Source organism: Spirillospora sp. CA-294931 (genome assembly GCF_050946795.1).
In the GTDB taxonomy this organism is placed as follows: Bacteria; Actinomycetota; Actinomycetes; order Streptosporangiales; family Streptosporangiaceae; genus Spirillospora.
In genome coordinates, this window is the sequence record NZ_CP192006.1 from 3,130,146 (window position 1) to 3,154,303 (window position 24,158).

Genomic DNA, 24,158 nt, shown 5'->3' on the forward strand with positions numbered 1-24,158 from the left:
TCAGATTCCCGGAGACTCCATGCCCGCGGGGTAGGGGAAGGACTGGAAGTCGATGTCGAGCCGTTCCGGACCGCGGCGCAGCCAGGTCCGGGCCAGCCGCCGCACCGTCGAGCGAGGCAACGGCGGGTTGGGGTGCTCCTCGCTCGGCTTGGCGACCGTCTGCACGGCCCACGCGAAGCCGTTGAGGGGAGCGATCTCCCGCCAGCGTGACGCGTCGAGGCCGAGGAACATCATCGCCCGCAGGTAGACATGCCAGACGTGGTAGCCGCGCGGCGGCCGGCCGTCCATCGTGTGCACGCTCCTGTGCCGGGGGTCGTAGAGGACGCCCTGGCCGAAGTCGGCGAACGCCGCCGCGAGCCGGTGCCCGCCCCGCGGATAGACGGCGTCGAAGACCTCCGCCTGGACCTCGGCCAGCACGCTCAGGGGCTGTCTGATCGGGGTCACGAACTCGGTGAAGTTGCTCGGATAGGCGCTCTCCTTCACCATCCGCTGCCAGGCGTCGACCAGGCCACGCTCCGCCCCACCGGCCATGTAGTTCTGAATCGCCACGAAGGCCGCCATCACTTCGGGTGGCCGGTGGTGGAGCGTGACCTCGTCCAACTGGTACCAGAGCTCGTTGGCGCGCCGGTCGCCGGACATGCCGGGGACCGGTGGCAGCTCGCCGCCTTGCGGGGCACGGGGCACCTGCCGGGACTCCGGTGTCGCGGCGGCCGCCGGGGCGGCCGCCGCGACACCCAGCATTCCCAGCCCGGCCGCCGCGGCGGCCCCGGCCGACGACCGCAGCAAACGCCGCCTGTCCAGATCCTTCGAGTCCATCGGTCTCCTCAGGACAGCCAGGCCGGGTCGGGAAAGGAATCGAAGGCCGTGTCCACCTGGTCGGGCGAGCGACGGCGCCAGGTCCGGATCAGCCGTTCGCCGATCCGCCTGTCGAGCGGTGGGTTCACCCGGTCCAGCCGCGGCTTGAGAATGGACTGGGTCTCCCAGCCCGCGCCCATCAATCGATCGACCCGGCTCCACCGCTCCTCGTCGATGTTCTGAAGCGTCATTCCCCGGTTGATGGCATGCCAGAAGTGCCAGCCCTTGGTCGGCTCGCCGTTCGGCCCGCCGTTCATCATGTGGATCTCGTTGGGGTGCGGCATCCGAGGGTCGTAAAGGGTGCCCTCGCCCATGTGGACCAGGGCCCAGGCGAGGCCGTGGAGATTGTGCCGGTAGTACCGGTCGTACAGCTCCAGTTGCAGCCGGGATACGAATGCGTAGGCGTCCCTGGCCGGCGTCACATAGGGCATGAACGCCTCCGGATAGGTGCCTTCCTTTCGAGTCCGGGCATAGTGCTGCAGCAGTTCGTCCGCGGAGCCGCCCGCCGCGGTGATCATCGCCTGGAAGGCGTCCCTGATCTCCTGCGTGATCTGGTGCGCGAAGCGAATCTCGTAGTCGTGCCAGAGCTCGTTGGCACGCCGGTCGCCGCGCATTCCCGGGACATCGGGGAATGACGGCGGAGGTTTGCCGGCGGGCGCCGCCGTGGCCCGCGTCGGCGCCATGACCGCCAGGCCGGTCGCGCCGGCGACCGCCGCGGTCAGCCCGGTGGTCAGCACCCCTCTGCGGCTCATCGTGGACATGTGGACGCTCCTGTGTGATCGAGGTCTGGGCCCGCTCACCGTAAGGAGCTCCGCGTCCCGAGTTCCTGAGGGTGCGGTCCCTCTTCTGTCCCGAATGATCCGGCTCTCAGCGACCTCTCAGGTGCGACGGGGCAAGCTGGAGGGAACATCGGTGGGAGACCGCCGGCGTGACGGGTCGGCGGACTGGTCGGGACGGGCGGAGGCGTGGCCGGAGTGCGTGCGCTGGTGATCGACGACGAGCGGCGGATGGCGGCCGCGATCCGGCGCGGCCTGGAAGCCGAGGGCTTCTCGGTCGAGCTGGCCTTCGACGGCGAGGACGGGTTGCACCTGGCCCGCGAGGGCACCTTCGACGTGGTCATTCTCGACATCATGTTGCCGAAGGTCAGCGGCTACGAGGTGTGCCGGCGGATGCGCGAGGCGGAGATCTGGGTCCCCATTCTCATGCTCTCCGCCAAGGACGGCGAGTACGACCAGGCCGACGGCCTCGACCTCGGCGCCGACGACTACCTGACCAAGCCGTTCTCCTTCGTGGTCCTGGTCGCGCGGGTACGGGCACTGCTGCGCCGCGCCGCGGTTCCGCGCCCGGCGGTCCTGCGGGCCGGGGATCTGCTGCTGGACCCGGCCCGGCGCGAGGCGAGCCGGGCCGGTACCCCGCTGTCGCTGACGCCGAGAGAGTTCGCACTGCTGGAGTTCCTCATGCGGCGCCCCGGCGAGGTCGTCTCCAAGCCGGAGATCCTGCGGCATGTCTGGGACGCCCACTACGACGGCGACCCCAACGTGGTCGAGGTGTACGTCGGATACCTCCGCCGGAAGATCGACACGCCGTTCGGCCGGGGCGCGCTGCAGACGATCCGCGGGATGGGTTACCGGTTGGCCGGCGATGGCGGCTAGAGCCGTGCTCGGCTGGTGGCGGCGGCGCGAACTGCGCGCCCGGCTGACCCTGGTGACGGTGCTGGCCCTGGCGGGGGCGCTCGGCCTGGGCGGCCTGTGGGCCGTCCGGACCACCGAACGGGCGGTGCTGTCCGGCGCGGAGCACACCGCGCGCCAGCGTGCCGAATCGATCGAGCCGCTGGTGGGCCGGAACCGCGAGGCCCCGGCCCGCCCCGGCCCGGCCCGGCCCGTTCCGCGCCCGCTGCCCGGAGTGGCCGGCCAGCCCGTGCAGATCCTGGACGACGCCGGGCGGCTGGTGGGGGCGTCCGCCGACGCCGATGACCTGGCGATCCTGCTCGACGCCGACGACACGCGGCGGGCCCGCGACGGAGCGGTGTTCACCGTGGAGACCAAGGCCGGCACTCTCATGGTGGTCGGCGCCGCCGCCCGGGATCCCGGTGGCCGCCGGGTGACCGTGCTGGCCGCCGTCCCGCTGAGCGATACGCTCCGCACCCTGCGGGCGATGCGGGCCTGGGTGCTGGTCGGCGTGCCGCTCGTCATCCTGTTGCTGGCGGCCACCGTCTGGGCGGTCGTCGGCTTCACGCTGCGCCCCGTCACCGCTCTGCGGCGGGGCGCGCAGGAGATCGCCACCAGCGCGACCGATCGGCGGCTGCCCGTCCCCGCCACCCGCGACGAGATCCACGAGCTGTCGCTGACCCTCAACGACATGCTCGACCGGCTCGCGGCGGCCGGCGCCCGGCAGCGCGCCTTCACGGCCGACGCGGCGCACGAGCTGCGCAGCCCGCTGGCCAGCCTGCAAACCCAGCTTGAGGTGGCGCTCGCCCATCCCACCGGGCAGCACTGGCGAGAGACCGTACGGGACGTCCTGACCGACGTGCAGCGGCTGTCGAGACTGGCGGAGACACTGCTCGCGCTGGCCCGGCTGGACGGAACCGCGCCCGCCGGGCCCGGCGACGCGGGCCCGGCCGACCTGAGCACGATCGCGGTCGCCGTCGCCGAGCGCTTCGAGCGCGCCCGGGTGCCGGTCCGCGTCGACGCGCCCACCGTCGTGACGGCCCGCGCCGCCCCGCACGACCTTGACGGGGTGCTGACGAATCTGGTGGCCAACGCTGTGCGGCATGCCGCGAGCCGGGTGGACATCGCCGTCCGGGTCGAGCGGGGCCTGGCGGTCCTCACGGTGGCCGATGACGGCCCTGGCGTCCCCGTGGCGGACCGGCGGCGCGTCTTCGAACGATTCACCCGGCTCGACGCCGCGCGTGACCGTGACGGCGGTGGTGCCGGTCTCGGGCTGGCCATCGTCGCCGAAACGGTGGAGCGCCTCCACGGCGAGGTCACGCTGGCGAACGCCAGACCCGCACACGCCACGTCCGGACCGGGGCTGCTGGCCACCGTTCGCATTCCGGCCGCCCCCTGAGAAGGCTCTCAGCCTCCCTCAGCGTCGTCACAGTGCCCATGCCCGAGGCTGTGCGTGTTGGTCCCGGGCAGACCCGGGACGCGAGAGGAGATCATGGCAACCCGAGGTGCCGGAACGGTGGCGGCGGCAGCGCTCGCCGCCCTCGTCATGACCGGCTGCGGGGGCTCGGACGGGAAGAACGACGAGGTGGCGTCGGCGGGCGGCAAGAGTCCCACCGGCGGCACGGCGTCCTCTCCCGTCGCCGCTCCCACCGATCCCAATGACCAGATGCTGCAGTTCGTCCGTTGCCTGCGGCAGAACGGCGTCAACGCGGCCGACCCGAAACCGGGCGACGACATCGCCAAGCTCGGGTTCCCGCCCGGCACCGACCGGGGCACTGTGGAGCGCGCGCAGCAGGCCTGCCGGCAGTACGCGCCGCAGAACAGCGCCGGGCGGCGCTCGGACCCCAAGGTCCGGGACCAGCTGGTGAAGTTCGCCGCCTGCATGCGTGGCGAAGGAGTCAACGTGGCGGACCCGCCGGTCAACGGCCCGGTGGACATGAGCGGGGTCGACCGCAAGTCTCCGCAGTACGCCAAGGCCCTGCAGAAGTGCTCCAAGCTGCTCCCGGAGCAGGGCACGCCGTGAGATTTCCCCCTTCCCGACGCACGGCCGCGGTGGCCGCCGCCGTCGCGCTGACCACGGCGTCCGGAGCGGTGCTCGCCGCGGGCGGGTCCGGCGGATCGGAACCGTCGCCCTCTGGGGCGACCGGCCCCGACGCCACCACCCGGGTCACCCAGGGAGATCTCATCGACACCAAGACCGTGACCGGGACCCTCGGCTACGGCGCGGAACAGACCCTGACCAACGGAGCCTCGGGGACGGTCACCTGGACCCGGCCCGACGGAGTCGCCGTCGGGCGGGGCCAGGTCCTCTACCGGGTCGACAACCGTCCGGTGACGCTGATGTACGGCTCCGTTCCGATCTATCGCGAGCTGTCGGCCGGTGTGGACGACGGTCCCGACGTCAGGCAGCTTGAGCGGAACCTGCGGGCGCTGGGCTACGGCGATGACCTGACGGTCGACCGGCATTTCGACGCCGCCACCGCGGCGGCCGTCAGCGACTGGCAGGACGACTGCGGCCTGCCCGAGACCGGGAGCGTCGACGCCGCCCAGGTCGTCTTCGCTCCCGGCGCGGTGCGGATCACCGACACCAAGGTGACCAAGGGCGGGAAGGCCAGACCCGGGTCCGCCGGGCTCACCGTGACCGGGACCGACCGCCGGGTGGAGGTCGACCTGGACACCACCGACCAGCAGTTCGCCCGCAAGGGCGCGAAGGTGACCGTGGGGCTGCCCGGCGGCGCCAGGGTCGACGGGCGTCTGGTCGCGGTCGGAACCGTGGCCAGGACCAAGGGCGAGCCGGACGACCAGGGCACGGTCGACGCCACGATCAAGATCGAGATCGCGCTCAGCGATCCGGGCCGGGTCCGGACGCTCGACCGCGCGCCGGTGAGCGTGGATCTGGAGAGCGAACGGCATCGCAACGTCCTGTCGGTGCCCGTCGAGGTGCTGCTGGCCCTGCGCGAAGGCGGGTTCGGCGTGCAGCTCGTCGAGGGCGGCACCGCACGGATCGTCGCCGTCCGGCTCGGGCTGTTCGCCCGGGGCAGAGTCGAGATCTCCGCGCCCGGGCTGCGCGCCGGCTCGGTGGTGGGGGTGCCGGCGAAATGACGTCCCGGCGGGCATCGGCGGTACCGGACGTGGCGCCCCCGCGACCGGTGCCGGGCGGGGCGGGGGACGCGCCCGTCGTGCGGCTCGACCACGTCACCAAGCGCTACCCCGGCGGGGTGACCGCCCTGAACGGGGTCTCGCTGCGCGTCCGGGACGGCGAGCTCGTGGCCATCGTCGGACCGTCCGGCTCCGGCAAGTCGACCCTCCTGCACCTGATCGGCACGCTCGACCGGCCGAGCACCGGCACCGTGACGATCGCCGGTCAGGGAGTCGGCGAGCTGAGCGACGGGCGGCTGTCGGCACTGCGCGCCCGAGTCATCGGCTTCGTCTTCCAGCAGTTCCATCTCACAGACGGGTTCAGTGCCCTGGACAACGTGGCGGAAGGACTCCTCTACACCGGTGCGCCGCTCGGCGAACGCCGCGATCGCGCCACCGCCGCCCTCGAACGCGTCGGCCTCGGGCACCGCCTCGGGCACCGCCCCGGCGGCCTCTCCGGTGGGGAGCGCCAGCGGGTGGCGATCGCCAGGGCGGTCGTGGGCGAGCCCCGGCTGCTGCTCGCCGACGAGCCGACGGGGAATCTCGACTCCGAATCTGGGGCCGGGATCCTCCGGTTGCTGCGGGAACTCCACGCGGCCGGGACCACCGTTCTGATCATCACCCATGACGACGAGGTCGCCGCCGCGGCCCCGCGCCGGTTGCGCATCCGCGACGGGAAGGTCGTCGCGGACGAGCGGGCGGCACGACCGGGGGGCGACGTCCGATGAATCTCACCCCCGCCCGCCTCAGCCCGCGCGACACCCTGCGCACGGGCGCCACCGGCCTGCGCACGCGGCGACTGCGCGCGGCGCTGTCGGCGCTGGGGATCGCGATCGGCATCGCGACCATCGTCGTCGTCGTGGGAGTCTCCGAATCCAACAAGGCGGACCTGCTGGCGCAGCTCGACCGGCTCGGTACCAACATGCTGACCGTCACTCCGGGCAGCACCCTGACCGGGAAGGACGCCAGGCTCCCAGAGACCGCGGTCGAGATGACCCGCCGGATCGGGCCGGTACAGACCGCGTCGGCCGTGGGGCGCCTGGACGCGTCCGTCCGCCGCACCGACAAGATCCCCGCGGCGGAGACCGGGGGCGTGGGCGTGAGCGCCACCACCGGCGACCTGGCCAGGACCTTGCAGGTCACCGTCGAGCGTGGAACTTGGCTCAACACGGCGACGGCCCGCTATCCGACGGTCGTCGTGGGGTCGGTGGCGGCCCGCCGTCTGGGGGTCGCCGAACCGGGGGCACAGCTGTGGATCCGGGACCGGTGGTTCACCGTGGTCGGCGTCCTCGGCGCGGCCCCGCTGGCCCCCGAGATCGAACGCTCCGTCCTGGTCGGCTGGGACGCCGCCAAGACCTATCTCGGTTTCGACGGCTCCCCGACGACCATCTACGAACGTTCCGCTCCCGAGGCGGTGGGCGCCGTGCGCGGTGTGCTCGCCCGGACCGTCAACCCCGAGAACCCCGAGGAGGTCGAGGTGAGCCGGCCCTCCGACGCGCTCGCCGCCCGTGCCGCGGCGGCCGGCACGTTCACCGACCTCTTCCTGGGCCTGGGCGCCGTGGCCCTGATCGTGGGCGGGGTGGGCGTGGCCAACACGATGGTGATCTCGGTGTTGGAGCGGCGCCGGGAGATCGGCCTGCGCCGGTCTCTGGGGGCCACCCGGGGCCAGATACGCACCCAGTTCCTCACTGAGTCGCTGTTGCTGGCGGGGCTGGGAGGAACGGTCGGCTGCCTGCTCGGAGCGGCCACCTCGGCCGGTTACGCCGTCGCGAGCGAGTTGCCGATCGCCCTGCCCGCCTGGGTGTTCGGCGCGGCGCTGGCGGCCGCGCTCCTCATCGGCTCGCTCGCGGGGCTGTACCCGGCGGTGCGGGCCGCGCGGGTGCCGCCGACCGTCGCCCTGGCCACGATATGAAATCACCGACCGCGAGGGAGACTTGACCGAACACATCATCATGTGAATGTCAATAACTATGTCAATAAGCAACGTCTACTTTTGTCTAAGGAGATTTATATTGACGCTAATCCAAATGTCCAGATCTGGCCAATGCAAATGATCACACCAAATGATGGAGTATAAATTACAATGAACATTACTAGTAGGCATTCCCTGGGTCAGGGGGTGCCGTAGCCTTTCATTGGGTTGATTGGACGGGGGCTCCGTGTCACAACTCGCCGATACCACGAAGCTGGATGGGGCGGCGCGCCCACGATGGCACAGTGAGAACATTCGCGTGTTCCTGGTGGACGAGCACGAATTGTTTCGAGCCGGCCTCCGCGCCGCGCTGGACGAAAGTGACACCCTCGATTTCGCGGGGGAGGCGGCGACCGGGGCGGAGGCGGAGGACGCGCTTTCCTTCCTCACACCGGCCGCCGATGTCGTGCTGCTCGACCTGGAAAGGTCGGACGACCGGGGGGTCGACGCGCTGCGCGGAATCGCATCGGGCACCGAGCCGCCTCCCGGCGTCCTGGTGGTCTCCGCGGCGGAGGACGACGACCTGGTGGTGGCCGCGCTGCGCGCCGGCGCCCGCGGCTACATGCTCAAGAGCTCCTCGCAGCGGGAGCTGAGATGGGCGGTGCACATCGTGGCGGGCGGCGGCGCCGTGTTCAGCCCCGAGATCGCGGCGCGGCTCGGGGCGTACTTCTCCGCCGTCCACGAGCTACCGAGCCGGGCCGCGTTCCCCGAGCTGACCAACCGCCAGCGGGAGATCCTCGACCTGATCGCCCGGGGCTACGACAACCGGCGCATCGCCCGCGAGCTGGTGCTGGCGGAGAAGACCGTCCGCAACCACATCTCCCAGCTCTTCACCAAGCTGCAGGTCGCCGACCGCACCGCGGCGGCGGTGCGCGCCAAGGACGCCGGACTCGGCCTGTGAACCGCCGCCGCACGGTCAGAGCGGCGAGGTGAAGGTCCAGCCCTCCGCCAGGAGGGCGTCGGTCGCGCGCACAGAGGTTTCCAGCCTTTTCGCGGGCGGGCCGGTGACGGTGATGTGGGGGAGGGCGCGGCGCCGGAGTTCTTCGGCGAAGCGGGCGGCCATCGACGCGCGGATACGCTCGCCGTCGCGCCAGCCGTCCTGTTCGAAGGGGACGCCCGCCGGGTCGGTCAGGATCCACAGGTCGTGGTCGGCGGCCTCGGGGACGGTCATCGGGGAGCCCAGGTAGCGCTCGTGCCACAGCGTGGTCGCGAAGGCGTCGGTGTCGCAGACCAGCAGCGGCGAGGTCGTCCGCGCGGCGGCGTCCTCCAGGGCCAGCTGCCGTTCGGCGATCGTGGTGAACTCCGCGGAACGCCAGGTGAGGTCGTCCAGCCAGAGGGTCGCGTCGCCGGTGTCGCGCCGCGCCCCGGCGAGCTTCTCCTGGCAGTAGACGCGGCCGTATTCGGGGACCCACCGTGTCGCCGCCCAGACGCCGCCGCGCGTCCGGTAGTGGGCGGCCAGGTCGCGCGCGAGCGTGGTGGTGCCCGTCGACTCCGCGCCCACCACCACGACGCGGCGGGCCAGATAGGCGCGGACGGGCGGGGCCAGCCAGTGCCAGTTGGCGACGGGGTCGTCCCGGACGGCCGTGCCGCTCACCGGGAACGCCTCCCGGGGCGGATCGACCGGGACGTGGGTCGCGCCGAAGCGGCGGGCCAGCTCGGCGCCGTAGGGCTCGCTGCTGAACACGGCGGTCACGGGAGGGGCGCCGAAGTGCGCCAGACCCTCGCGGAACGCCGCGACGTGCGCGGCCCAGACCGCGTCGGAGTCGTAGTCGATCTCGTTGTCGTCCACCACCGGGACGATGTCGACGTGCGGCTGCGGATGCGCCTCGCGCAGCCAGGCGGCGCGCAGCGCCAGCGGGACGCTCTCGACCGACGAGGCGGCGACGGCCACCGACAGCCGCTCGCACGCCCGCGCCGCGGTGTCGATGAGGTGATGATGGCCCGCGTGCGGCGGGTAGAACTTGCCGATCACCAGGCCGTGGCGGTGGAGCGTCATGCCGCGACGGGGGCCGGGTCGAGCCGGGCGGCGTGGTCGCGGCGCCAGGCCGCCAGCCCCGCGACGCACAGGCTGAGGAACACCAGGTACAGGACGCTGGTGAGCTTGAGGTCCTTGTACCAGTACAGCGGGATGTAGACCAGGTCTGCCGTGATCCAGATCCACCACGACTCCAGCAGTTTGCGGGACTGCCCGTAGATCGCCATCAGCGACAGCGCGGTGGTGAGCGCGTCCCAGAACGGGACGTCGGAGTCGGTCCAGACCGAGAGCGTCCAGGTCAGCAGCGCCGTCGCGGCGGCGCCCGCGGCGATGAGCACGGCCCACTCGCCGCGCCCGGTGCGCGTGACGGGCAGGCTGTCACGGCCCGTGCCGCCGTACAGCCACTGCCACCAGCCGTACGCCTGGAGCCCGATGTAGACGATCTGCAGGCCCGCGTCGGCGTAGAGGCCGCCGTCCAGGAAGACCAGCCCGAGCAGGATCACGTTCGCGATCCCGATCGGCCAGTTGAGGATGTTCTGCCGGACGACCAGCCACACGTTGACCGCGCCGGTGACGAAACCCAGCAGCTCGGCCCAGGTGGTGGGGACCTCGCCGAGATGGAAGGCGGGCTCCAGCAGGGGGCCCAGCAGATCGTGCAGAGTCATGTCGGCTCCAGGGCTGTTAAATCGTCAGCGGGACGATAACAGGCGATCGTCCGAACTTGCGGGCCCCTCCCGGCGTCCACGATCAGTGAGTACCCAGGGATTGGGAGAGTGCCGTGCGGCAAGAAGCGAACGACCGGGCCTGGCTGACGATGGCGGTGTGGGTCGCCGTGGTGCCGTTCGCGGCGTGGGCCGTGCTGCGCTGGACGGGCTGGGAGCCACTCTTCCGCTGGGGGCAGCTGGTGGCCTTCACCCCGTATGTCGTGGGCGCGGGGGTGCTCGTCCCGCTGGTGGCGCTGGTGCTGCGCTGCTGGTGGGCCGCCGGGGTCGCGGCGATGGTCGCGGTCTCGCTGGTCTGGGCCGTCCTGCCGCGCGCCCTGCCGGACGGCAACCCCGGCGTGGACGGGCCCGTCCTGCGGGTGGCCGCCGCGAACCTGCTCAAGGGCGAGGCCGAGATCGCCGACGTCCTGAAGCTCGTGAGGGAGACCAAGACCGACGTCCTGGCGCTGCAGGAACTCACTCCGGGGGCCGAGACCGCCCTGCACAAGGCGGGGCTGAAGGGGCTGCTGCCCCACGCGGTGGTGCTGGCCGAGCCGGGAGTCACCGGATCGGCGGTCTACTCGCGCCACCCGCTGCGGGCCAAGCCCGTGATCAAGGTGGGGTTCGCCCAGGCCCGGGTCGAGGTGAACGTGCCCGGGGCCCCGCCGGTCGAGGTCGTCTCGGTGCACCCCTGCGCGCCCTCGACGGCGTCCATGGCCGACTGCTGGCGCGACGGCCTGCGCGCCCTGCCGCGCGCCGAGCGCGGCGGCCCGGTCCGCGTCCTGGCGGGGGACTTCAACGCCACCCTCGACCACGGGCTGATGCGCGACCTGCTGGACAGCGGCTACCGCGACGCCGCCGACGTGATGGGCGAGGGCCTGCGCACCACGTGGCCCAACCTCGGCTCCCACGCCAGCCGGACGCCGCCGACCACGCTCGACCACGTGCTGGCCGACGGCCGCGTCGCCGTCCAGTCCTTCGGCGTCCGCGCGATCCGCGGCACCGACCACCGCGCGGTCTTCGCCACCCTCCGCCTGCCCTGATCACGGGCTCAGCCCAGCGCCAGCCCGAGCGGGAGCGCCACGACGGTGGCGGACGTGCCGATCGGCATCACCGCGGACGCGGGAGACGGTCGCGCAGCAGGCCAGCGCGTCGGCGACATGAGCCCCGCACTCCCCGCCGGGCCGCGCGCCGGGACAGCGGCGATCCCACTCGGCCCGCGCGACGCGCAGAGCCTCGCGCCGGTCGCCGTAATCGGCCTCGACCAGCGCGCTCCCCAGGTCGGCGTTGACCCCGTTCGCCCTGGCGAGCCGAGCCCACGCGCCCGCGCCCCCAATCACCGCACCCCCAACCCCAACGCCCTCGCTCCGCTCGGACAGCCTCATTGGGGCTTCGCCCCAAACCCCGGTGGGGGCTCCGCCCCCACGCCACCTCCACTCAAATAGGCGCATCGATACGGCGAGGCTCTGGTCTCCCGCCGCAGCCCCGAGGCGGGTCAATCGCTATGAAGTCGTGCGGAGTTGCTCCAACTCGCGTCGGCGCTGGCTGATCAAAGCCCTGGCTTTGTTGCCGTAGACCGCTTGGGACTGCAATGACCGGAACGTTCGGATCATGAATGCCACATCTTGGGGCTCTACCGTACGAATGCGTCCTGCAAATGTCGAGGTGCGGGCCATTGAGTCATCAAAAATGTAGAACCCTTCCCCTGGGAAGATCTTCCTCGTGACATTCGGAGGAATGATCCCAAAGGAGACGCTGGGAAGGCTGGTCACGGTGTCGAGAAAATCAAGCTGCTCCAACAATGAGTCGACGCCGCCCATGATGGCCGCGAGGGCGCCATTTTCAATGACGAATGAGTATCGGTGCTCGGAAGAATAGAGCAATTCTTGGCGCTCAAGCCGGGCTTCGACCGCTGTATCGATATCATCAGTCAGTCCGAACATTGACGCGTTTACTTCCATCACTGCCCGAACGTATGAGGGACTCTGTAGGATGCCAGGCGGGCAGATCGACTCATAGGCTCGGATAAGCTTCGTAGCTTTGTAAAGTGGTGTGCCTCTTGCTTGTAGCCGTTTCTGTCCACCTCTCAGTGAGTGGCGGTACAACTCCCACATTTGAGCGATATCGCGAACCGTGGCTATCAGCTCCGGTATCTGCTCCTCGGAGTGGCAGGCGATACACCAGGCTCTGATGTCATCTTCTGTTGCGTTCTGGCGGCCATGCTCGATTTTGCTGACCTTGGTGAAGTGCCAATTGTTCAGAGCGGCAAGCTTTCTGCCTGAGAGCCGGGCGTCCTTGCGGATGTTCCTGAGTCTGTCACCAAACGCTGTCCTTGCAGCTTGGACCTGCTCGGTCACTGCCGGACCGGTTGATAGTCGTGGTGTTGGATCGACACGGCCCAGGCTGCTTCAAAAGCATTGCGGCAAAACTGGACGACTTCCGGTTCTGTGAATAGCTGACGCTCAACAACATTGCCGTCGCCGCCAAAAATCCCAAACACGACCGCATCATCGTCAAAAAGCCAGAAATCGTTTCCCGGAAGTGGAATCGTAGACACCAGTCTGCGGGGAACCCAGCGGATATCCTCCCCGGCATCGAGGTTGGGCTGGGTGATGCTGTAGGCCCACATTTGATATTCTGTGAGCGGCTCGGAAACTACACAAGCGCGGCGGTATCGTTTTCCCTTAGCTACGTCCTTCTGTACTCGGCTGCACCATGGTTTGAGCCATTCGAGGTCGTCAGGTTCGCCGGTTTTCCAGCGTTCGACCTTCTCAAGATCTCCAGTATCGTAGAAATCTCGCATTTCCAAGTGAAGTGCTTCTCTTTTGAAGGTCTCAAAGAGCCTTCTTCGGTCTTGTGCAGCAATTGATTTCACAGTTCACCCTTCATGTGCATTTGGATCAACAGTCGCACAAGGCCGTCAGGGATTTCAAGATACGTTTCATTTCTCGCAAGATTCCTCAGTTGACTGCGGAGGCCGGGATCTGCCAAGTGCCACCCTTGGACAACCCATGTGCCCTGATCTGTCCGATAAAACGCCGGGCAATCATCATCGGTTCGAGAGGCTGGGTCCTTGCAAATGAAGGTCAAGTTCATGGCAATTCTCCCTTGCGAGGGGCACTGGGTCGCTTGGCTATAGCGTCCAACCGGGTCGTGGCGGCCGTCAAGGGCGTTGCTCAAAGTTGCTCAAGGTTGGGATTGTCGCAGAATTTCGATCTCATCCGTCCTCGGCTGTTTGTTCGGCGGTGGTGATGTAGGCGGCGAGGGTGTTGCGGGATTGGGTGAGTTTGGTCAGTTGGTCGTCCAGGCGGGTTAGGCGTGAGCGCATTGCGGTGAGGAGGTCGGGGCAGCCGCGGAGGTGGGGGGCCTCGCCGGTGACGCAGGGGAGGAGGTAGGCGATGTCTTCGGAGGACAGGCCGGCTCCTAGGAGGTGGCGGATCTGTTTTACGCGTAGGACGGCGTTCTCGTTGTAGTCGCGGTAGCCGTTGGCGCGGCGGGTCGCCTCCAGGAGGCCCTGGGCCTCGTAGTAGCGCAGTTGGTGGGCGTTGACGCCCGTGCGGTGACTCAGTTCACCGATCCGCATCGAAACCTCGCTTGACCTTCACACCGGTATCAACGTTGACGATGCTGCCATGAACAACAAAGCCGAAACACCTGTGACGGTCATCGGGCTCGGGCTGATGGGGCAGGCGCTCGCCGGGGCGTTGCTGGAAGCCGGGCATCCGACGATCGTGTGGAACCGGACGGTCTCGAAGGCCGAGCGGTTGGTGGCCCGGGGCGCGCGGTTGGCGTCTTCGGTCGGGGAGGCGCTTGGGGCCGGGGCGCTGGTGATTGTTTGTGTTGCCGATTACCGGGCGATGCGCGAGGTGGTTGGTGCGAATGATGTTGAGGGTGTGGTGCTGGTCAATCTGACCTCGGGGGATTCGGGGGAGGCTCGGGAGGCCGCTCGGTGGGCTGAGGGGCGGGGTGCCCGCTACCTGGACGGGGCCATCATGGCGGTCCCTCCGGCGATCGGGACGGCGGAGGCGGTGCTTTTGCATTGTGGGTCGCGGTCTGACTTTGAGGCGCATGAGGCGACGCTTGGTGTGCTTGGCACCGTCGTCTATCTCGGGGAGGACCATGGGCTGGCTTCGCTGTATGACGGGGCCGGCCTTGTCATGATGTGGAGTGTTCTGAATGCCTGGCTTCAGGGCACCGCCATGCTCAGGACGGCCGGCGTCGACGCCGTGACTTATGCGCCGTTTGCTCGACAGATCGCCTTGGTGGTGGCGGAATGGCTGCCCGGGTATGCCGAGCAGGTCGATGCCGGGTCTTTTCCGGCTGAGGTGTCGGCGCTGGAGACCGATGTGCGGGCGATGGCCCACCTGATCGAGGAGAGCGAGGCGGTGGGCGTCAACGCCGAACTGCCGAAGCTGATCAAGGCGATGGCCGATCGTTCGATCGCCGCCGGACATGGGGCGGAGCAGTATCCCGTGCTGATTGAGGAGTTCGGCAAACCGTGATGACGAAGGCCTGTGGGCGGGGGGATTCCCCCCGCCCGTGGCTCTTTGTCAGGCGACGATGAGGAGCGGGTTTTGCAGGAGTTCGGCTAGGCGGGCCAGGAACTTGGCGCCTACGGCGCCGTCGATGGCTCGGTGGTCGAAGGAGGCGGTGATCGAGAGGCGCTTGCCCGGGACTACGGCGCCGTCGCGGACGACTGGTTCGTCGCGGACCGCGCCCACGGCGAGGATCGCGGATTCCGGGGGGTTGATGACCGCGGAGAAGGAGCCGACGCCGAACATGCCCAGGTTGCTGACGCTGAACGTGCCGCCGCTCATTTCCTGCGCGCCGAGTTTGCCGTCGCGGGCCTTGGCGGCCAGCTCGCGGGTCTCGGCGCCGATCTGCGAGACGCCCTTGCGGTCGGCGTCGCGGATGACCGGGACCAGGAGGCCGCCGTCCACCGCGACCGCCACGCCTACGTTGACGCGGCGGTGGATCAGGAGGTTCTCCTCGGTGAAGGAGACGTTGATCTCGGGGTGTTCGCGCAGGGCGGTGGCGCAGGCCTTGACGATCAGGTCGTTCACGCTGATCTTGGCCGGGTCGAGCGCCTGGTTGAGCGTGGCGCGGAAGGCGAGCAGGGGCTCGGCGTCGACGTCGCGCGACAGGTAGAAGTGCGGTGCGGTGCGCTTGCTCTCGGTGAGGCGCTTGGCGGCGACCTTGCGGAACCGGGTGAGCGGGACCAGTTCGGTTTCGTCGTCCGGGGGCGTTTGCGCCGGAGGCGTTTGTGCTTGTGCCGGAGGTGTCTGCGGCGGTGCGGCTGGGGCGGGTCCGGTGGCGCGGATGGCGGCTTCGATGTCGGCGCGGACGATGCGTCCGCCCGGTCCGCTGCCGTTGAGCGTGCTCAGGTCGAGGCCGTGGTCGCGGGCCAGTCGGCGGGCCAGGGGGGAGGACGGGGGACGTGAGCCGTTCGGGCGTGGCGTGGGGGCCGGGGCGGGTGGCTTCTCTGCCTCCGTCGGCTTCTCCGTCTCTGCCGGCTTCGTGGTCGGTGTGGGGGTGGAGCCTGTGGGGGCGATTACCGCGATGGGGGCGCCGATGGCTGCGGTCTCGCCTTCGGGGACGAGGATTTCCTGGAGGACTCCGGCCTCGTAGGCCTCGTACTCCATGACGGCCTTGTCGGTCTCGATGTCGACGATGACGTCGCCCACCGCGATCGGGTCGCCCGGCTTCTTCTGCCACGCGCTGACCACGCCCTCCTCCATGGTGTCGGAGAGCCGGGGCATGAGGATCTCGGTCATCGGGTGGCCTCCAGGGGCGCGCGGCCGGTCGCGCGGAGGGTGGCGCGGACGGCGGTGAGGAGGGACTCGGCCGACGGGAGGGCGGCCGACTCCAGGGACTTGGCGTAGGGGAGGGGCACCTCGGCCATCGCGACCCGGCGGACCGGGGCGTCGAGCCAGTCGAAGGCGCCCTCCTGGATGGTGGCGGCGATCTCGGCGCCGATGCCGTAGGTGAGCCAGTCGTCCTCGGCGACGACGGCGCTGCCGGTCTTGCGTACCGAGGCCACGACGGTCTCGCGGTCGAGGGGACGCAGGCTGCGCAGGTCGACCACCTCGGCCGATATGCCCTCGGCGGCGAGGGTCTCGGCGACCTGGGTGGCGACCTGGGCCATCCGGGAGTAGCCGATGATCGTGATGTCGGTGCCCGGACGGGTGACGGCCGCGCGGCCGATCTCGGCGGGCTCCATGTCGGCGGGCTCGGCGGGGAGTTCGCCCTTGGCGTTGTAGAGCGCCAGGTTCTCCAGGAACAGCACCGGGTCGTCGTCGCGGATCGCGGCCTTGAGCATCGAGGAGGCCTCGGCGGGCGTGCTGGGGGCGACGACCTTGAGGCCGGGGATGAACGAGTAGAACAGCTCGACGTTCTGCGAGTGGGTGGCGCCGAGTTGCTGGCCGCCGCCCCCGGGAGTGCGGATGACCATCGGGACGCTGGCCTGGCCGCCGAACATCCCGTAGATCTTGGCGGCGTGGTTGACGATCTGGTCCAGCGCGAGGAGCGAGAAGTTGATCGTCATGATCTCCACGACGGGACGGAGCCCGAGCATCGCGGCGCCGATCGCGGCGCCGACGAAGCCCTCCTCGGCGATCGGGGTGTCGCGGACGCGCTTGGGCCCGAACTCCTTGAGCAGCCCCTCGGTGATCTTGTAGGAGCCCTCGAAGATCCCGATCTCCTCGCCCATGAGGAAGACGTTCTCGTCGCGGATCAGTTCGGCCCGCAGGGTGTCCCTGAGGGCCTGGCGGTACGTCATCGTGACCATTGGTTCGGGCCTCCTCAGGAGGTGAAGACGGGGTCGGCGGGCAGGCGGCGGCCCTCGCCCGGGACGGGGGTGGCGTAGGTGTAGTCGAACAGCGTCGACACGTCGGGCGCGGGGCTGGCGTCGGCGAACGCGGCGGCCTCCTCGACCTCGGCGCGCACCTCGTCCTCGATGGTCTGGAGCGTCTCGGCGGTCAGCGTGCCGGCCTTCTCCAGCTCGGCGGCGAAGCGGGCGACCGGGTCCTCCGAGAGCAGCGCCTCCTTCTCGTCCTTGGAGCGGTACCGGGCCGGGTCGACGACCGAGTGGCCCTTGAGCCGGGGGCTGATCGTCTCCAGCAGGTACGGGCGGCTCTTGCTCCGGGCGTGCTCGACGGCGGTGACGGCGGCCTCGCGGACGGCGACCACGTCGGTGCCGTCCACCCGGGCGCTGTCCATGCGGTAGGCCGCGCCGCGCTTGTACAGCTCGGGCTCGGACGAGGACTGCTCGACCGTCGTCCCCATCCCGAGACCGTTGTTGATCACGACGAACACCACGGGAAGGTTCCACAGCGCGGCGATGTTGAGCGACTCGTGGAACGCGCCGATCGCGGCCGTCCCGTCGCCCATGTGGCACATGACGACCTCGTCGCCGCCCTTGTAGTCGACGGCCAGCGCCGCGCCGGTGGCCAGCGGGAGCTGGCCGCCGATGATGCCGTAGCCGCCGAGCAGGCGGGCCTCGGCGTCGAACATGTGCATCGACCCGCCCCAGCCCTTCGACACGCCGGTCGAGCGGCCGTACAGCTCGGCCATCACGCGGCGCGGCTCGATGCCCTTGGCGATCGCGTAGCCGTGCTCGCGGTAGTTGGTGAACAGGTAGTCGGTGGGCCGCAGGGCGCTCATCAGCCCGACGACCGTGGCCTCCTCGCCCAGGTTCAGATGGCAGTACCCGCCGATCTTCGCCTCGGTGTAGGCGCGGGCGGTGCGTTCCTCGAAACGGCGGATCAGCAGCATCTGCCGGTAATAGGAGACCAGCGTCTCGGCGTCCGCCGCGGGCTTGGGCGTGGTCGGCCGCTTGCGCGACCGGGCCGGTGCGGCCTTGGTGGTCTGAGCCATGGGGCTACTGCCTCCGTCCAGGGGACGTGCCGCAGGATCGCCGCGGCACCACCGATCATCATTGATTAATGATCGATCATATGGCGTACGTCACGAGCATAGCGCCCCCCTCGGCCGGTCGCGCGCCCTCTACCATGGGCTTCGTGAATTCGACGCCCACCGCTCCTCTTCTGCGCACCGGCCTGGCCGACCAGATCCGCGAGTTCATCGTGGACGGCATCAGCTCGGGACGCTGGGAGCCGGGCGAGCGGATCGTCGAGCGGCGCATCGCCGCCGAGCTCGGGGTGAGCCAGGGGCCCGTCCGCGAGGCCCTGCGCCAGCTGGAGGCCCAGCGCCTGATCGAGTCGCTGCCCAACCGGGGCGCGCGGGTCAGGGACTTCACCGAGGAGGACCTCGGCGAGATCTTCCCGGTCCGCGCCGGGCTGGAGCGCACCGCCGTCGAGCTGGCGCTGCCCCGCCTGGCCGGGTGCGCCGACGCCCTCGAAAGCGCCAACCGCGAGCTCCAGCGCGCCGCCGAGAGCGGCGACCTGGCCGCCCAGATGCGGCTGAGCATCGTCTTCCACCGCCACGTGGTCGAGACCGCGGGCAACCGCCTGCTGATGTCGGTGTGGGAGTCGCTCGGCATCGAGCTGTGGACGACGCTCTCGCTGCGCGTCCACCGCACCGAGATCTACTCCAAGTCGGCCGAGCACGCCGAGCTGATCGCCGCGTTCCGCCGCCAGGACCCCGACGCGGCCCGCATGCTGCACGACCACGTCATGAACTACGCGCCGTAAACGAAATCCCGTCCCGCTGCGCGACCGTGATTTCGCGATTGCCGCATCGCTTCGCGATCGCGCGCGGGGCCAGGGTCAGAGCTTTCGGGTGCTCTCGCGCAGGATGATCTCGGCGGGGACGTGCTCGGTGGCGGCGTCGTCGGCCAGGGCCAGCTCCAGGACGCGCTCGCCCATCCAGGTCAGGGGGAGGCGGACGGTGGTCAGGGCCGGGACGAGGTCGCGCAGGGTGGCGATGTCGTCGAAGCCCGCGACCGAGAGCTCGTCCGGGACGGCCACGCCGCGTTCGCGGAAGGCGGCCAGGGCGCCGACGGCCATCACGTCGTTGACGGCGAAGACGCAGGTGAGGTCGTCCGTTCCGGCGTTCAGGAGGTCGAGGGCGGCGGTGTGGCCGCCGTCGCGGTCGAAGCCGCCGGGCACCAGGCGCGGGGCGGGCAGCGCGAGCTCGTCCAGGGCCCGGGTGAAGCCCTCCGTGCGGTCGACGCCCGTGATCAGGTCGGCCGGGCCGGTCAGGACGGCGAAGTGCCGGTGGCCGAGGTCCGCCAGCGCGCGGGCGAGGGCGGCCGCGCCCTCCCGGTTGCCGGGGGCGACGGTCACGGCGCCGAGGAGGTCCTGCCCGACGCAGGCGACGCGGCCGCCCGAGGCGCGGTAGCGGTCGAGCTCGGCGCGCAGCCGCCGGGTGGCCCCGGCGTCGGTCGTCCGCGAGCCCGCCAGGACGATCGCGCGGGAGCGCTGGGCCCGCAGGGTGGCGACGAGCTCGACCTCGCGCTCGGGGTCGCGGCGCGTGGTGCCGACCATGACCGTCAGCCCGTGGCGCTCGGCGGCGCGGATGGCGCCCTCGGCCATCGTGGCGAAGTAGGGGTCGTCGAGGGTGTGCACGACCAGGCCGACCACGTTGCTCGAGCCCCGGGCCAGGGCCTGGGCGGCGACGTTGGCCTCGTAGCCGAGCTCGGCCGCCGCGCGCTCGACTTTCTCGCGCAGCGGGGCCCCGACCCGCCGGGTGCTGCCGTTCAGCACGCGGGAGGCGGTGGCGAGGGAGACCCCGGCCTTCCTGGCCACGTCCTCAAGTGTGCTCACGGCTCTGCATGCTGCCGCAACGCCGTTGGGCCCCTCAAGGGCCCTGGGTCACTGTTCCAGGCGGCGGTAGGCCTCGCCGAGCTGCTCCTGGGCGGTGTCGAGATAGTCGCGCAGCTCGCGTTCGGCGCCTTCGGTGTCGCCGCGTTCGAGCAGGTCGGCGATGGTGCGGTTGCGGCGCAGGTACGGGCCGTGGAACTCGCGGCGGGGGCCCATCGCGTGGAATACCAGCCGCAGCTCGGCCAGGATGCGCTCCATCATGTCGTCCACCCGGGGGCTGTCGCACAGCGCGGCGAGGGCCCGGTGGAAGCGGATGTCGGCGGTGGCCACGTCGCGCCAGCGGTCGGCCTCGGCGGCGCGCTCGCCCTCGGCGACGGCGGCGGACACCCGCGCGATGGCCTCGGGGCCGGCCTCGGCCGCGCCGCGCACGCCCTCGCACTCCAGGATGCGGCGCACCCGGTAGACGTCGTTGAGGTCGGTGGCGGTCAGCCTGCGGACGAAGACGCCCCGGTTGAACTCGTGGACGACGAGCCCCTCCTGCGCCAGCAGGCGGAATGCCTCGCGGGTGGTGTTGCGCGACACCCCGGCCGCTTCGCTCAGCGGGCCCTCGCGCAACCGCTCCCCGGGGACGAGTTCCCCGTCGGTGATCTGCTCGCGCAGCAGCCGGGCGATGCGGGCGGCCGTGCTGGACCCGCCGATGTCGTCCCGCGACGCCGCGATCCTGGCCATGGAGCCCTCGGCCGCCGTCGCCATCGCAGGTCCTCCTCGGGGGGTGGGTATGAGTGCCCCCTCAGCCTAACGCGCCTCACGTTGAAATCATCAACATGGGTATTGCTGAATTGTTGAACAATCCGTACGGTGTGGGAAACCCCACCTCCGTCAAAGGGGCCGCCATGAAGGACAGCATCCGCCTTGACGACAAGCCCGAGGCGCCCTCGCCCGCCTCGCGTCGCGGCGCGCTGATCGGCGCCATGTTCCTGATGGCCACCAGCGCCATCGGACCCGGGTTCATCACCCAGACCACCGTGTTCACCGCCGAGCTCGGCGCCGCGTTCGCGTTCGCGATCCTGGTGTCGGTCCTGGTCGACCTGGCGATCCAGCTCAACGTCTGGCGCGTGGTCGGCGTCTCGGGCCGCCGCGCCCAGGACCTGGGCAACTCCGTCCTGCCCGGCGCCGGCTACGCGCTGGCCGGGCTGGACGTCTTCGGCGGCATCATCTTCAACATCGGCAACGTGGCCGGATGCGCCCTGGGCCTCAACGCGCTGTTCGGCCTCGACTTCAAGATCGGCGGGACGCTCTCGGCCCTGCTCGCCGTGGCGGTCTTCCTGATCAGGCGCGCCGGGGTCGCGATGGACCGGATCGTGGTCGTGCTCGGCGCCGCGATGATCCTGCTGACCCTCTACGTCGCGATCATCTCCGGACCACCGGTCGGCGACGCGCTCGTCCAGACCGTGGCCCCCGACGAGGTCAGGTTCCTGGTGATCACCACCCTGATCGGCGGGACGGTCGGCGGCTACATCGTCTACGCGGGGGCCCACCGCATGATCGAGTCGGGCCTGACCGGGCCGGAGAACGTCCGGGGCATCACCCGCAGCTCGATCACCGGAATCCTGATCACCGGGCTGATGCGGGTCCTGCTGTTCCTGGCCGTGCTCGGCGTGGTGGCCGGAGGCGTCCAGCTGGCCAAGGCCAACCCGGCGCCCTCGGCGTTCGAGCACGCGGCGGGCGAGGCCGGGCTGCGCATGTTCGGCCTGATCATGTGGGCGGCGGCCATCACCTCGGTGATCGGGGCCTCCTACACCTCGGTCTCGTTCCTGGTGTCGTTCTCGCCCTGGATCGAGCGCAACCGCAACCGGCTCGTCGTCGCCTTCATCGCGCTGTCGACGGCCATCTACCTGGCCCTGGGCAAGACCCCCGTGACCCTGCTCATCCTCGCCGGGGCCTTCAACGGGCTGATCCTTCCCGTCGGGCTCGGCATCCTGCTCTGGGTGGCGGCCCGCAGGCGCGACCTTCTCGGCGGCTACCGGTACCCCCGGTGGCTGCTGTGGATCGGCGCGGCGGCCTGGGTACTGACCCTGTATCTGGGCTGGAACTCCCTCACCGGAATGGCCGACCTCTGGGACTGACACATGACCTCCATCGACCCCTGCCTCCTTGCCCCCGGCCAGGCGCGCGCCCTCTTCCGCGAGGGCCTGGCGGTGCCCACGGCCGGATGGTGCACCGGCTGGACGCAGGCCAACCTGATCGCCGTGCCCCGCGAGCACGCCTACGACTTCCTGCTGTTCGCGCAGCGCAACCCCAAGCCCTGCCCGGTCCTCGACGTCACCGAGCCCGGCGGGACGGCCGCGACGATCTTCGACGGCGACCTGCGCACCGACCTGCCCGGCTACGTCGTCTACGAGCACGGCGAGCCCGTCGCGCGGGTCGCCGACGCCACCGAGTACTGGCGCGACGACCTGGTCGCGTTCCTCATCGGGTGCAGCTTCACCTTCGAGGGGGCGCTGCTTGAGGCGGGCGTCCCCGTCCGGCACATCGAGCAGGGACGCAACGTGCCCATGTACCGGACGGGACGCCGGTGCAGACGCGCGGGCGCGATCGGCGGACCGCTGGTGGTCTCGATGCGCCCCGTCCCGGCCGAGCAGGTCGCCGACGCCGTGCGGATCACCGCGCGCTACCCGTCCGTGCACGGCGCCCCGGTGCACGTGGGCGACCCGGCCGAGCTCGGCATCGACGACCTCGACGCGCCCGACTTCGGCGACCCGGTCGAGGTCCGGCTGGGCGAGGTGCCGGTGTTCTGGGCCTGCGGCGTGACGCCCCAGGCGGCCGTCATGGCGTCCCGGCCCAAGTTCGCCATCGGCCACGCCCCCGGGCACATGGCGATCACCGACGCCCGTGACTCGGCCTACCTGGTCTAGCGGGCGACCGGGTCGACGCGGCGGCCGGTGCTGTCGAAGAACAGCACGCGGGGCAGGTCGATCTCCATGTGCATCACCAGCCCCTTCCTCCAGCCGGTGCCCGAATGCAGCCGCACCACCAGGTCGGTCCGGCGGTGGGAGCCGACATGGTCGGTCGGGGGAGGAGCGGGTGGACGCCGCCGAAGCAGCGACCTGAGCCGTCCCTGGACGGGCTGCTCCTGCGCCACGACCGTCTCCGGACGCTCCTCCAGGTCGACCATCGGGACGCCCGACTCGACATAGGCCAGCCACTCGTGCCCGTGGTACTCCAGCGCCCGGACCGTGCCGGAGATCGTCGAGGGCTCCGAGCGCGGCATCAGCCCGTCGGCCCGCACGCCCACGATGACCGGCTCGCCGTGGCGGCGGGCCAGGAACTCCGCGCGCGGATCGGTCCACGGCACGAACAGCTCGTGCCCGCCGAGCCCGACGATGACGCCGTTGTCGCGCGAGTAGGGCGTCCCGGCGATCAGGTTGATCTGCGGCGCTCCCAGGAAGGCGGCCACGAACGCGGTGCCCGGGTCGTCGTAGACCTGGGACGGCGTCCCGAGGTCCTCCAGCCGCCCGCCGCGCATCACCGCGATGCGGTCGGCCAGGGTGAGCGCCTCGACCTGGTCGTGGGTGACGTAGACGGTCGTGACGCCCAGTCCGCGGATCAGCGAGCCGATCTCCAGCCGCAGGTCGGTGCGGAGCGCCGCGTCGAGGTTGGACAGCGGCTCGTCCATCAGGAAGACCGAGGGCTCGCGGATGATCGCCCGGCCCATCGCCACGCGCTGGCGCTGCCCGCCCGAGAGCGTGCCGGGACGGCGTCCCAGCGTCTCGTCGATGCGCAGGGCGCGCGAGAGCTCGATGACCTTCTCGCGGATGTCCTCGGCCCGCTCGCCCGCGAGCTGGAGCGGGAAGGACAGGTTCCCCTGGATGTCCAGGTGCGGGTACAGCGCGCCGCTCTGGAACACCATCGCCACGTTCCGGTCGCGGGGCACCAGGTCGTTGGCGTGGCGGTCGCCCAAATGGAGATCGCCGGAAGTGATCTCCTCCAGCCCGGCGATCATTCGCAGCACCGTCGACTTCCCGCAGCCGGACGGGCCCAGAAGCACCAGCAACTCGCCGTCCCTGATCTCCAAATCAAGATCATTGACCGCGCGGACTCCCCCTGGGTAGACCTTGCTCACCGAGT

25 protein-coding genes are annotated in these 24,158 nt (G+C 70.4%); 12 read left to right on the plus strand and 13 right to left on the minus strand.

The window, feature by feature from the left end; all coding sequences use genetic code 11:
- Positions 1 to 816: a hypothetical protein gene (locus tag ACQPY4_RS13955; RefSeq protein ID WP_433336241.1), complete on the minus strand. Its 816-nt coding sequence runs from the start codon at positions 814 to 816 to the stop codon at positions 1 to 3.
- 8 nt (positions 817 to 824) lie between these two features.
- Positions 825 to 1,616: a hypothetical protein gene (locus ACQPY4_RS13960; RefSeq protein ID WP_433336243.1), complete on the minus strand. Its 792-nt coding sequence runs from the start codon at positions 1,614 to 1,616 to the stop codon at positions 825 to 827.
- Positions 1,617 to 1,820: 204 nt separating this feature from the next.
- Here ACQPY4_RS13960 and ACQPY4_RS13965 point away from each other — a divergent pair, with 204 nt between their 5' ends.
- From ACQPY4_RS13965 to ACQPY4_RS13995, 7 genes are all read left to right on the plus strand, one after another.
- Entirely contained in the window at positions 1,821 to 2,507 is a 687-nt protein-coding gene (locus tag ACQPY4_RS13965) for a response regulator transcription factor (protein WP_433336245.1), read from the plus strand.
- On the plus strand, positions 2,497 to 3,921 hold the full coding sequence (locus ACQPY4_RS13970) for an ATP-binding protein (RefSeq protein WP_433336247.1): 1,425 nt from the start codon (positions 2,497 to 2,499) through the stop codon (positions 3,919 to 3,921). The genes ACQPY4_RS13965 and ACQPY4_RS13970 overlap by 11 nt, the downstream gene beginning before the upstream one ends.
- Before the next feature lie 93 nt (positions 3,922 to 4,014).
- Positions 4,015 to 4,545, plus strand: coding sequence for a hypothetical protein (locus ACQPY4_RS13975; RefSeq protein ID WP_433336249.1), 531 nt, complete (start codon positions 4,015 to 4,017; stop codon positions 4,543 to 4,545).
- On the plus strand, positions 4,542 to 5,624 hold the full coding sequence (locus ACQPY4_RS13980) for a peptidoglycan-binding protein (RefSeq protein ID WP_433336251.1): 1,083 nt from the start codon (positions 4,542 to 4,544) through the stop codon (positions 5,622 to 5,624). The genes ACQPY4_RS13975 and ACQPY4_RS13980 overlap by 4 nt, the downstream gene beginning before the upstream one ends.
- Before the next feature lie 29 nt (positions 5,625 to 5,653).
- Positions 5,654 to 6,388 carry an ABC transporter ATP-binding protein gene (locus tag ACQPY4_RS13985; RefSeq protein WP_433336253.1) on the plus strand — a complete coding sequence of 245 codons (735 nt, stop codon included), beginning with the start codon at positions 5,654 to 5,656 and terminating at the stop codon, positions 6,386 to 6,388.
- Positions 6,385 to 7,572: an ABC transporter permease gene (locus ACQPY4_RS13990; protein WP_433336255.1), complete on the plus strand. Its 1,188-nt coding sequence runs from the start codon at positions 6,385 to 6,387 to the stop codon at positions 7,570 to 7,572. The genes ACQPY4_RS13985 and ACQPY4_RS13990 overlap by 4 nt, the downstream gene beginning before the upstream one ends.
- 328 nt (positions 7,573 to 7,900) lie before the next feature.
- A complete protein-coding gene (locus tag ACQPY4_RS13995; RefSeq protein ID WP_433336257.1) occupies positions 7,901 to 8,533 on the plus strand; it encodes a LuxR C-terminal-related transcriptional regulator in 633 nt (210 codons plus the stop codon).
- Positions 8,534 to 8,548: 15 nt separating this feature from the next.
- On the opposite strand, the gene ACQPY4_RS14000 is transcribed toward ACQPY4_RS13995, so the two are convergent.
- Both ACQPY4_RS14000 and pnuC read right to left on the minus strand, forming a co-directional pair.
- Entirely contained in the window at positions 8,549 to 9,628 is a 1,080-nt protein-coding gene (locus ACQPY4_RS14000) for an AAA family ATPase (protein ID WP_433336259.1), read from the minus strand.
- Complete coding sequence (gene pnuC / locus ACQPY4_RS14005; protein ID WP_433336261.1) at positions 9,625 to 10,272, minus strand: nicotinamide riboside transporter PnuC; 648 nt, start codon at positions 10,270 to 10,272, stop codon at positions 9,625 to 9,627. Before pnuC ends, ACQPY4_RS14000 begins: the two co-directional genes overlap by 4 nt.
- Before the next feature lie 113 nt (positions 10,273 to 10,385).
- On the opposite strand from pnuC, the gene ACQPY4_RS14010 reads away from it, so the two are divergent.
- Positions 10,386 to 11,351: an endonuclease/exonuclease/phosphatase family protein gene (locus ACQPY4_RS14010; protein WP_433336263.1), complete on the plus strand. Its 966-nt coding sequence runs from the start codon at positions 10,386 to 10,388 to the stop codon at positions 11,349 to 11,351.
- A gap of 459 nt (positions 11,352 to 11,810) precedes the next feature.
- On the opposite strand, the gene ACQPY4_RS14015 is transcribed toward ACQPY4_RS14010, so the two are convergent.
- The 3 genes from ACQPY4_RS14015 to ACQPY4_RS14025 form a co-directional block, all read right to left on the minus strand.
- Positions 11,811 to 12,665 carry a helix-turn-helix domain-containing protein gene (locus tag ACQPY4_RS14015; protein ID WP_433336265.1) on the minus strand — a complete coding sequence of 285 codons (855 nt, stop codon included), beginning with the start codon at positions 12,663 to 12,665 and terminating at the stop codon, positions 11,811 to 11,813.
- On the minus strand, positions 12,662 to 13,183 hold the full coding sequence (locus tag ACQPY4_RS14020; RefSeq protein ID WP_433336267.1) for a DUF6879 family protein: 522 nt from the start codon (positions 13,181 to 13,183) through the stop codon (positions 12,662 to 12,664). Before ACQPY4_RS14020 ends, ACQPY4_RS14015 begins: the two co-directional genes overlap by 4 nt.
- 342 nt (positions 13,184 to 13,525) lie before the next feature.
- Positions 13,526 to 13,891: a MerR family transcriptional regulator gene (locus ACQPY4_RS14025; protein ID WP_433336269.1), complete on the minus strand. Its 366-nt coding sequence runs from the start codon at positions 13,889 to 13,891 to the stop codon at positions 13,526 to 13,528.
- Between the two features lie 49 nt (positions 13,892 to 13,940).
- On the opposite strand from ACQPY4_RS14025, the gene ACQPY4_RS14030 reads away from it, so the two are divergent.
- Positions 13,941 to 14,810: an NAD(P)-dependent oxidoreductase gene (locus ACQPY4_RS14030; protein WP_433336271.1), complete on the plus strand. Its 870-nt coding sequence runs from the start codon at positions 13,941 to 13,943 to the stop codon at positions 14,808 to 14,810.
- A 48-nt stretch (positions 14,811 to 14,858) separates the two neighbouring features.
- Here the strand turns inward: ACQPY4_RS14030 and ACQPY4_RS14035 are convergent, their stop codons facing one another.
- From ACQPY4_RS14035 to pdhA, 3 genes are read right to left on the minus strand one after another with little or no spacing between them, the layout of a single operon-like run.
- Entirely contained in the window at positions 14,859 to 16,082 is a 1,224-nt protein-coding gene (locus ACQPY4_RS14035) for a dihydrolipoamide acetyltransferase family protein (protein WP_433336273.1), read from the minus strand.
- Entirely contained in the window at positions 16,079 to 17,095 is a 1,017-nt protein-coding gene (locus ACQPY4_RS14040; RefSeq protein ID WP_433336275.1) for an alpha-ketoacid dehydrogenase subunit beta, read from the minus strand. Before ACQPY4_RS14040 ends, ACQPY4_RS14035 begins: the two co-directional genes overlap by 4 nt.
- Positions 17,096 to 17,109: 14 nt before the next feature.
- Complete coding sequence (gene pdhA, locus ACQPY4_RS14045; protein WP_433336277.1) at positions 17,110 to 18,183, minus strand: pyruvate dehydrogenase (acetyl-transferring) E1 component subunit alpha; 1,074 nt, start codon at positions 18,181 to 18,183, stop codon at positions 17,110 to 17,112.
- Between the two features lie 143 nt (positions 18,184 to 18,326).
- On the opposite strand from pdhA, the gene ACQPY4_RS14050 reads away from it, so the two are divergent.
- The gene (locus tag ACQPY4_RS14050) at positions 18,327 to 18,959 is read left to right on the plus strand and encodes a GntR family transcriptional regulator (RefSeq protein WP_433336279.1); all 633 of its coding nucleotides are present in this window, start codon (positions 18,327 to 18,329) and stop codon (positions 18,957 to 18,959) included.
- A 75-nt stretch (positions 18,960 to 19,034) separates the two neighbouring features.
- On the opposite strand, the gene ACQPY4_RS14055 is transcribed toward ACQPY4_RS14050, so the two are convergent.
- Complete coding sequence (locus tag ACQPY4_RS14055; protein ID WP_433336281.1) at positions 19,035 to 20,033, minus strand: LacI family DNA-binding transcriptional regulator; 999 nt, start codon at positions 20,031 to 20,033, stop codon at positions 19,035 to 19,037.
- 48 nt (positions 20,034 to 20,081) lie between these two features.
- Positions 20,082 to 20,783, minus strand: a complete 702-nt coding sequence (locus ACQPY4_RS14060) for a GntR family transcriptional regulator (RefSeq protein WP_433336283.1) — start codon at positions 20,781 to 20,783, stop codon at positions 20,082 to 20,084.
- A 140-nt stretch (positions 20,784 to 20,923) separates the two neighbouring features.
- Between ACQPY4_RS14060 and ACQPY4_RS14065 the strand changes: the two genes are divergently transcribed.
- Both ACQPY4_RS14065 and ACQPY4_RS14070 read left to right on the plus strand, forming a co-directional pair.
- Positions 20,924 to 22,156, plus strand: a complete 1,233-nt coding sequence (locus ACQPY4_RS14065) for an NRAMP family divalent metal transporter (RefSeq protein ID WP_433336285.1) — start codon at positions 20,924 to 20,926, stop codon at positions 22,154 to 22,156.
- Positions 22,157 to 22,159: 3 nt separating this feature from the next.
- Positions 22,160 to 22,945 carry a putative hydro-lyase gene (locus ACQPY4_RS14070; protein WP_433336287.1) on the plus strand — a complete coding sequence of 262 codons (786 nt, stop codon included), beginning with the start codon at positions 22,160 to 22,162 and terminating at the stop codon, positions 22,943 to 22,945.
- Here ACQPY4_RS14070 and ACQPY4_RS14075 read toward each other — a convergent pair.
- Positions 22,942 to 24,153: an ABC transporter ATP-binding protein gene (locus tag ACQPY4_RS14075; RefSeq protein WP_433336288.1), complete on the minus strand. Its 1,212-nt coding sequence runs from the start codon at positions 24,151 to 24,153 to the stop codon at positions 22,942 to 22,944. The two genes, ACQPY4_RS14070 and ACQPY4_RS14075, sit on opposite strands and share 4 nt — an antisense overlap.
- Positions 24,154 to 24,158: the final 5 nt, after the last annotated feature.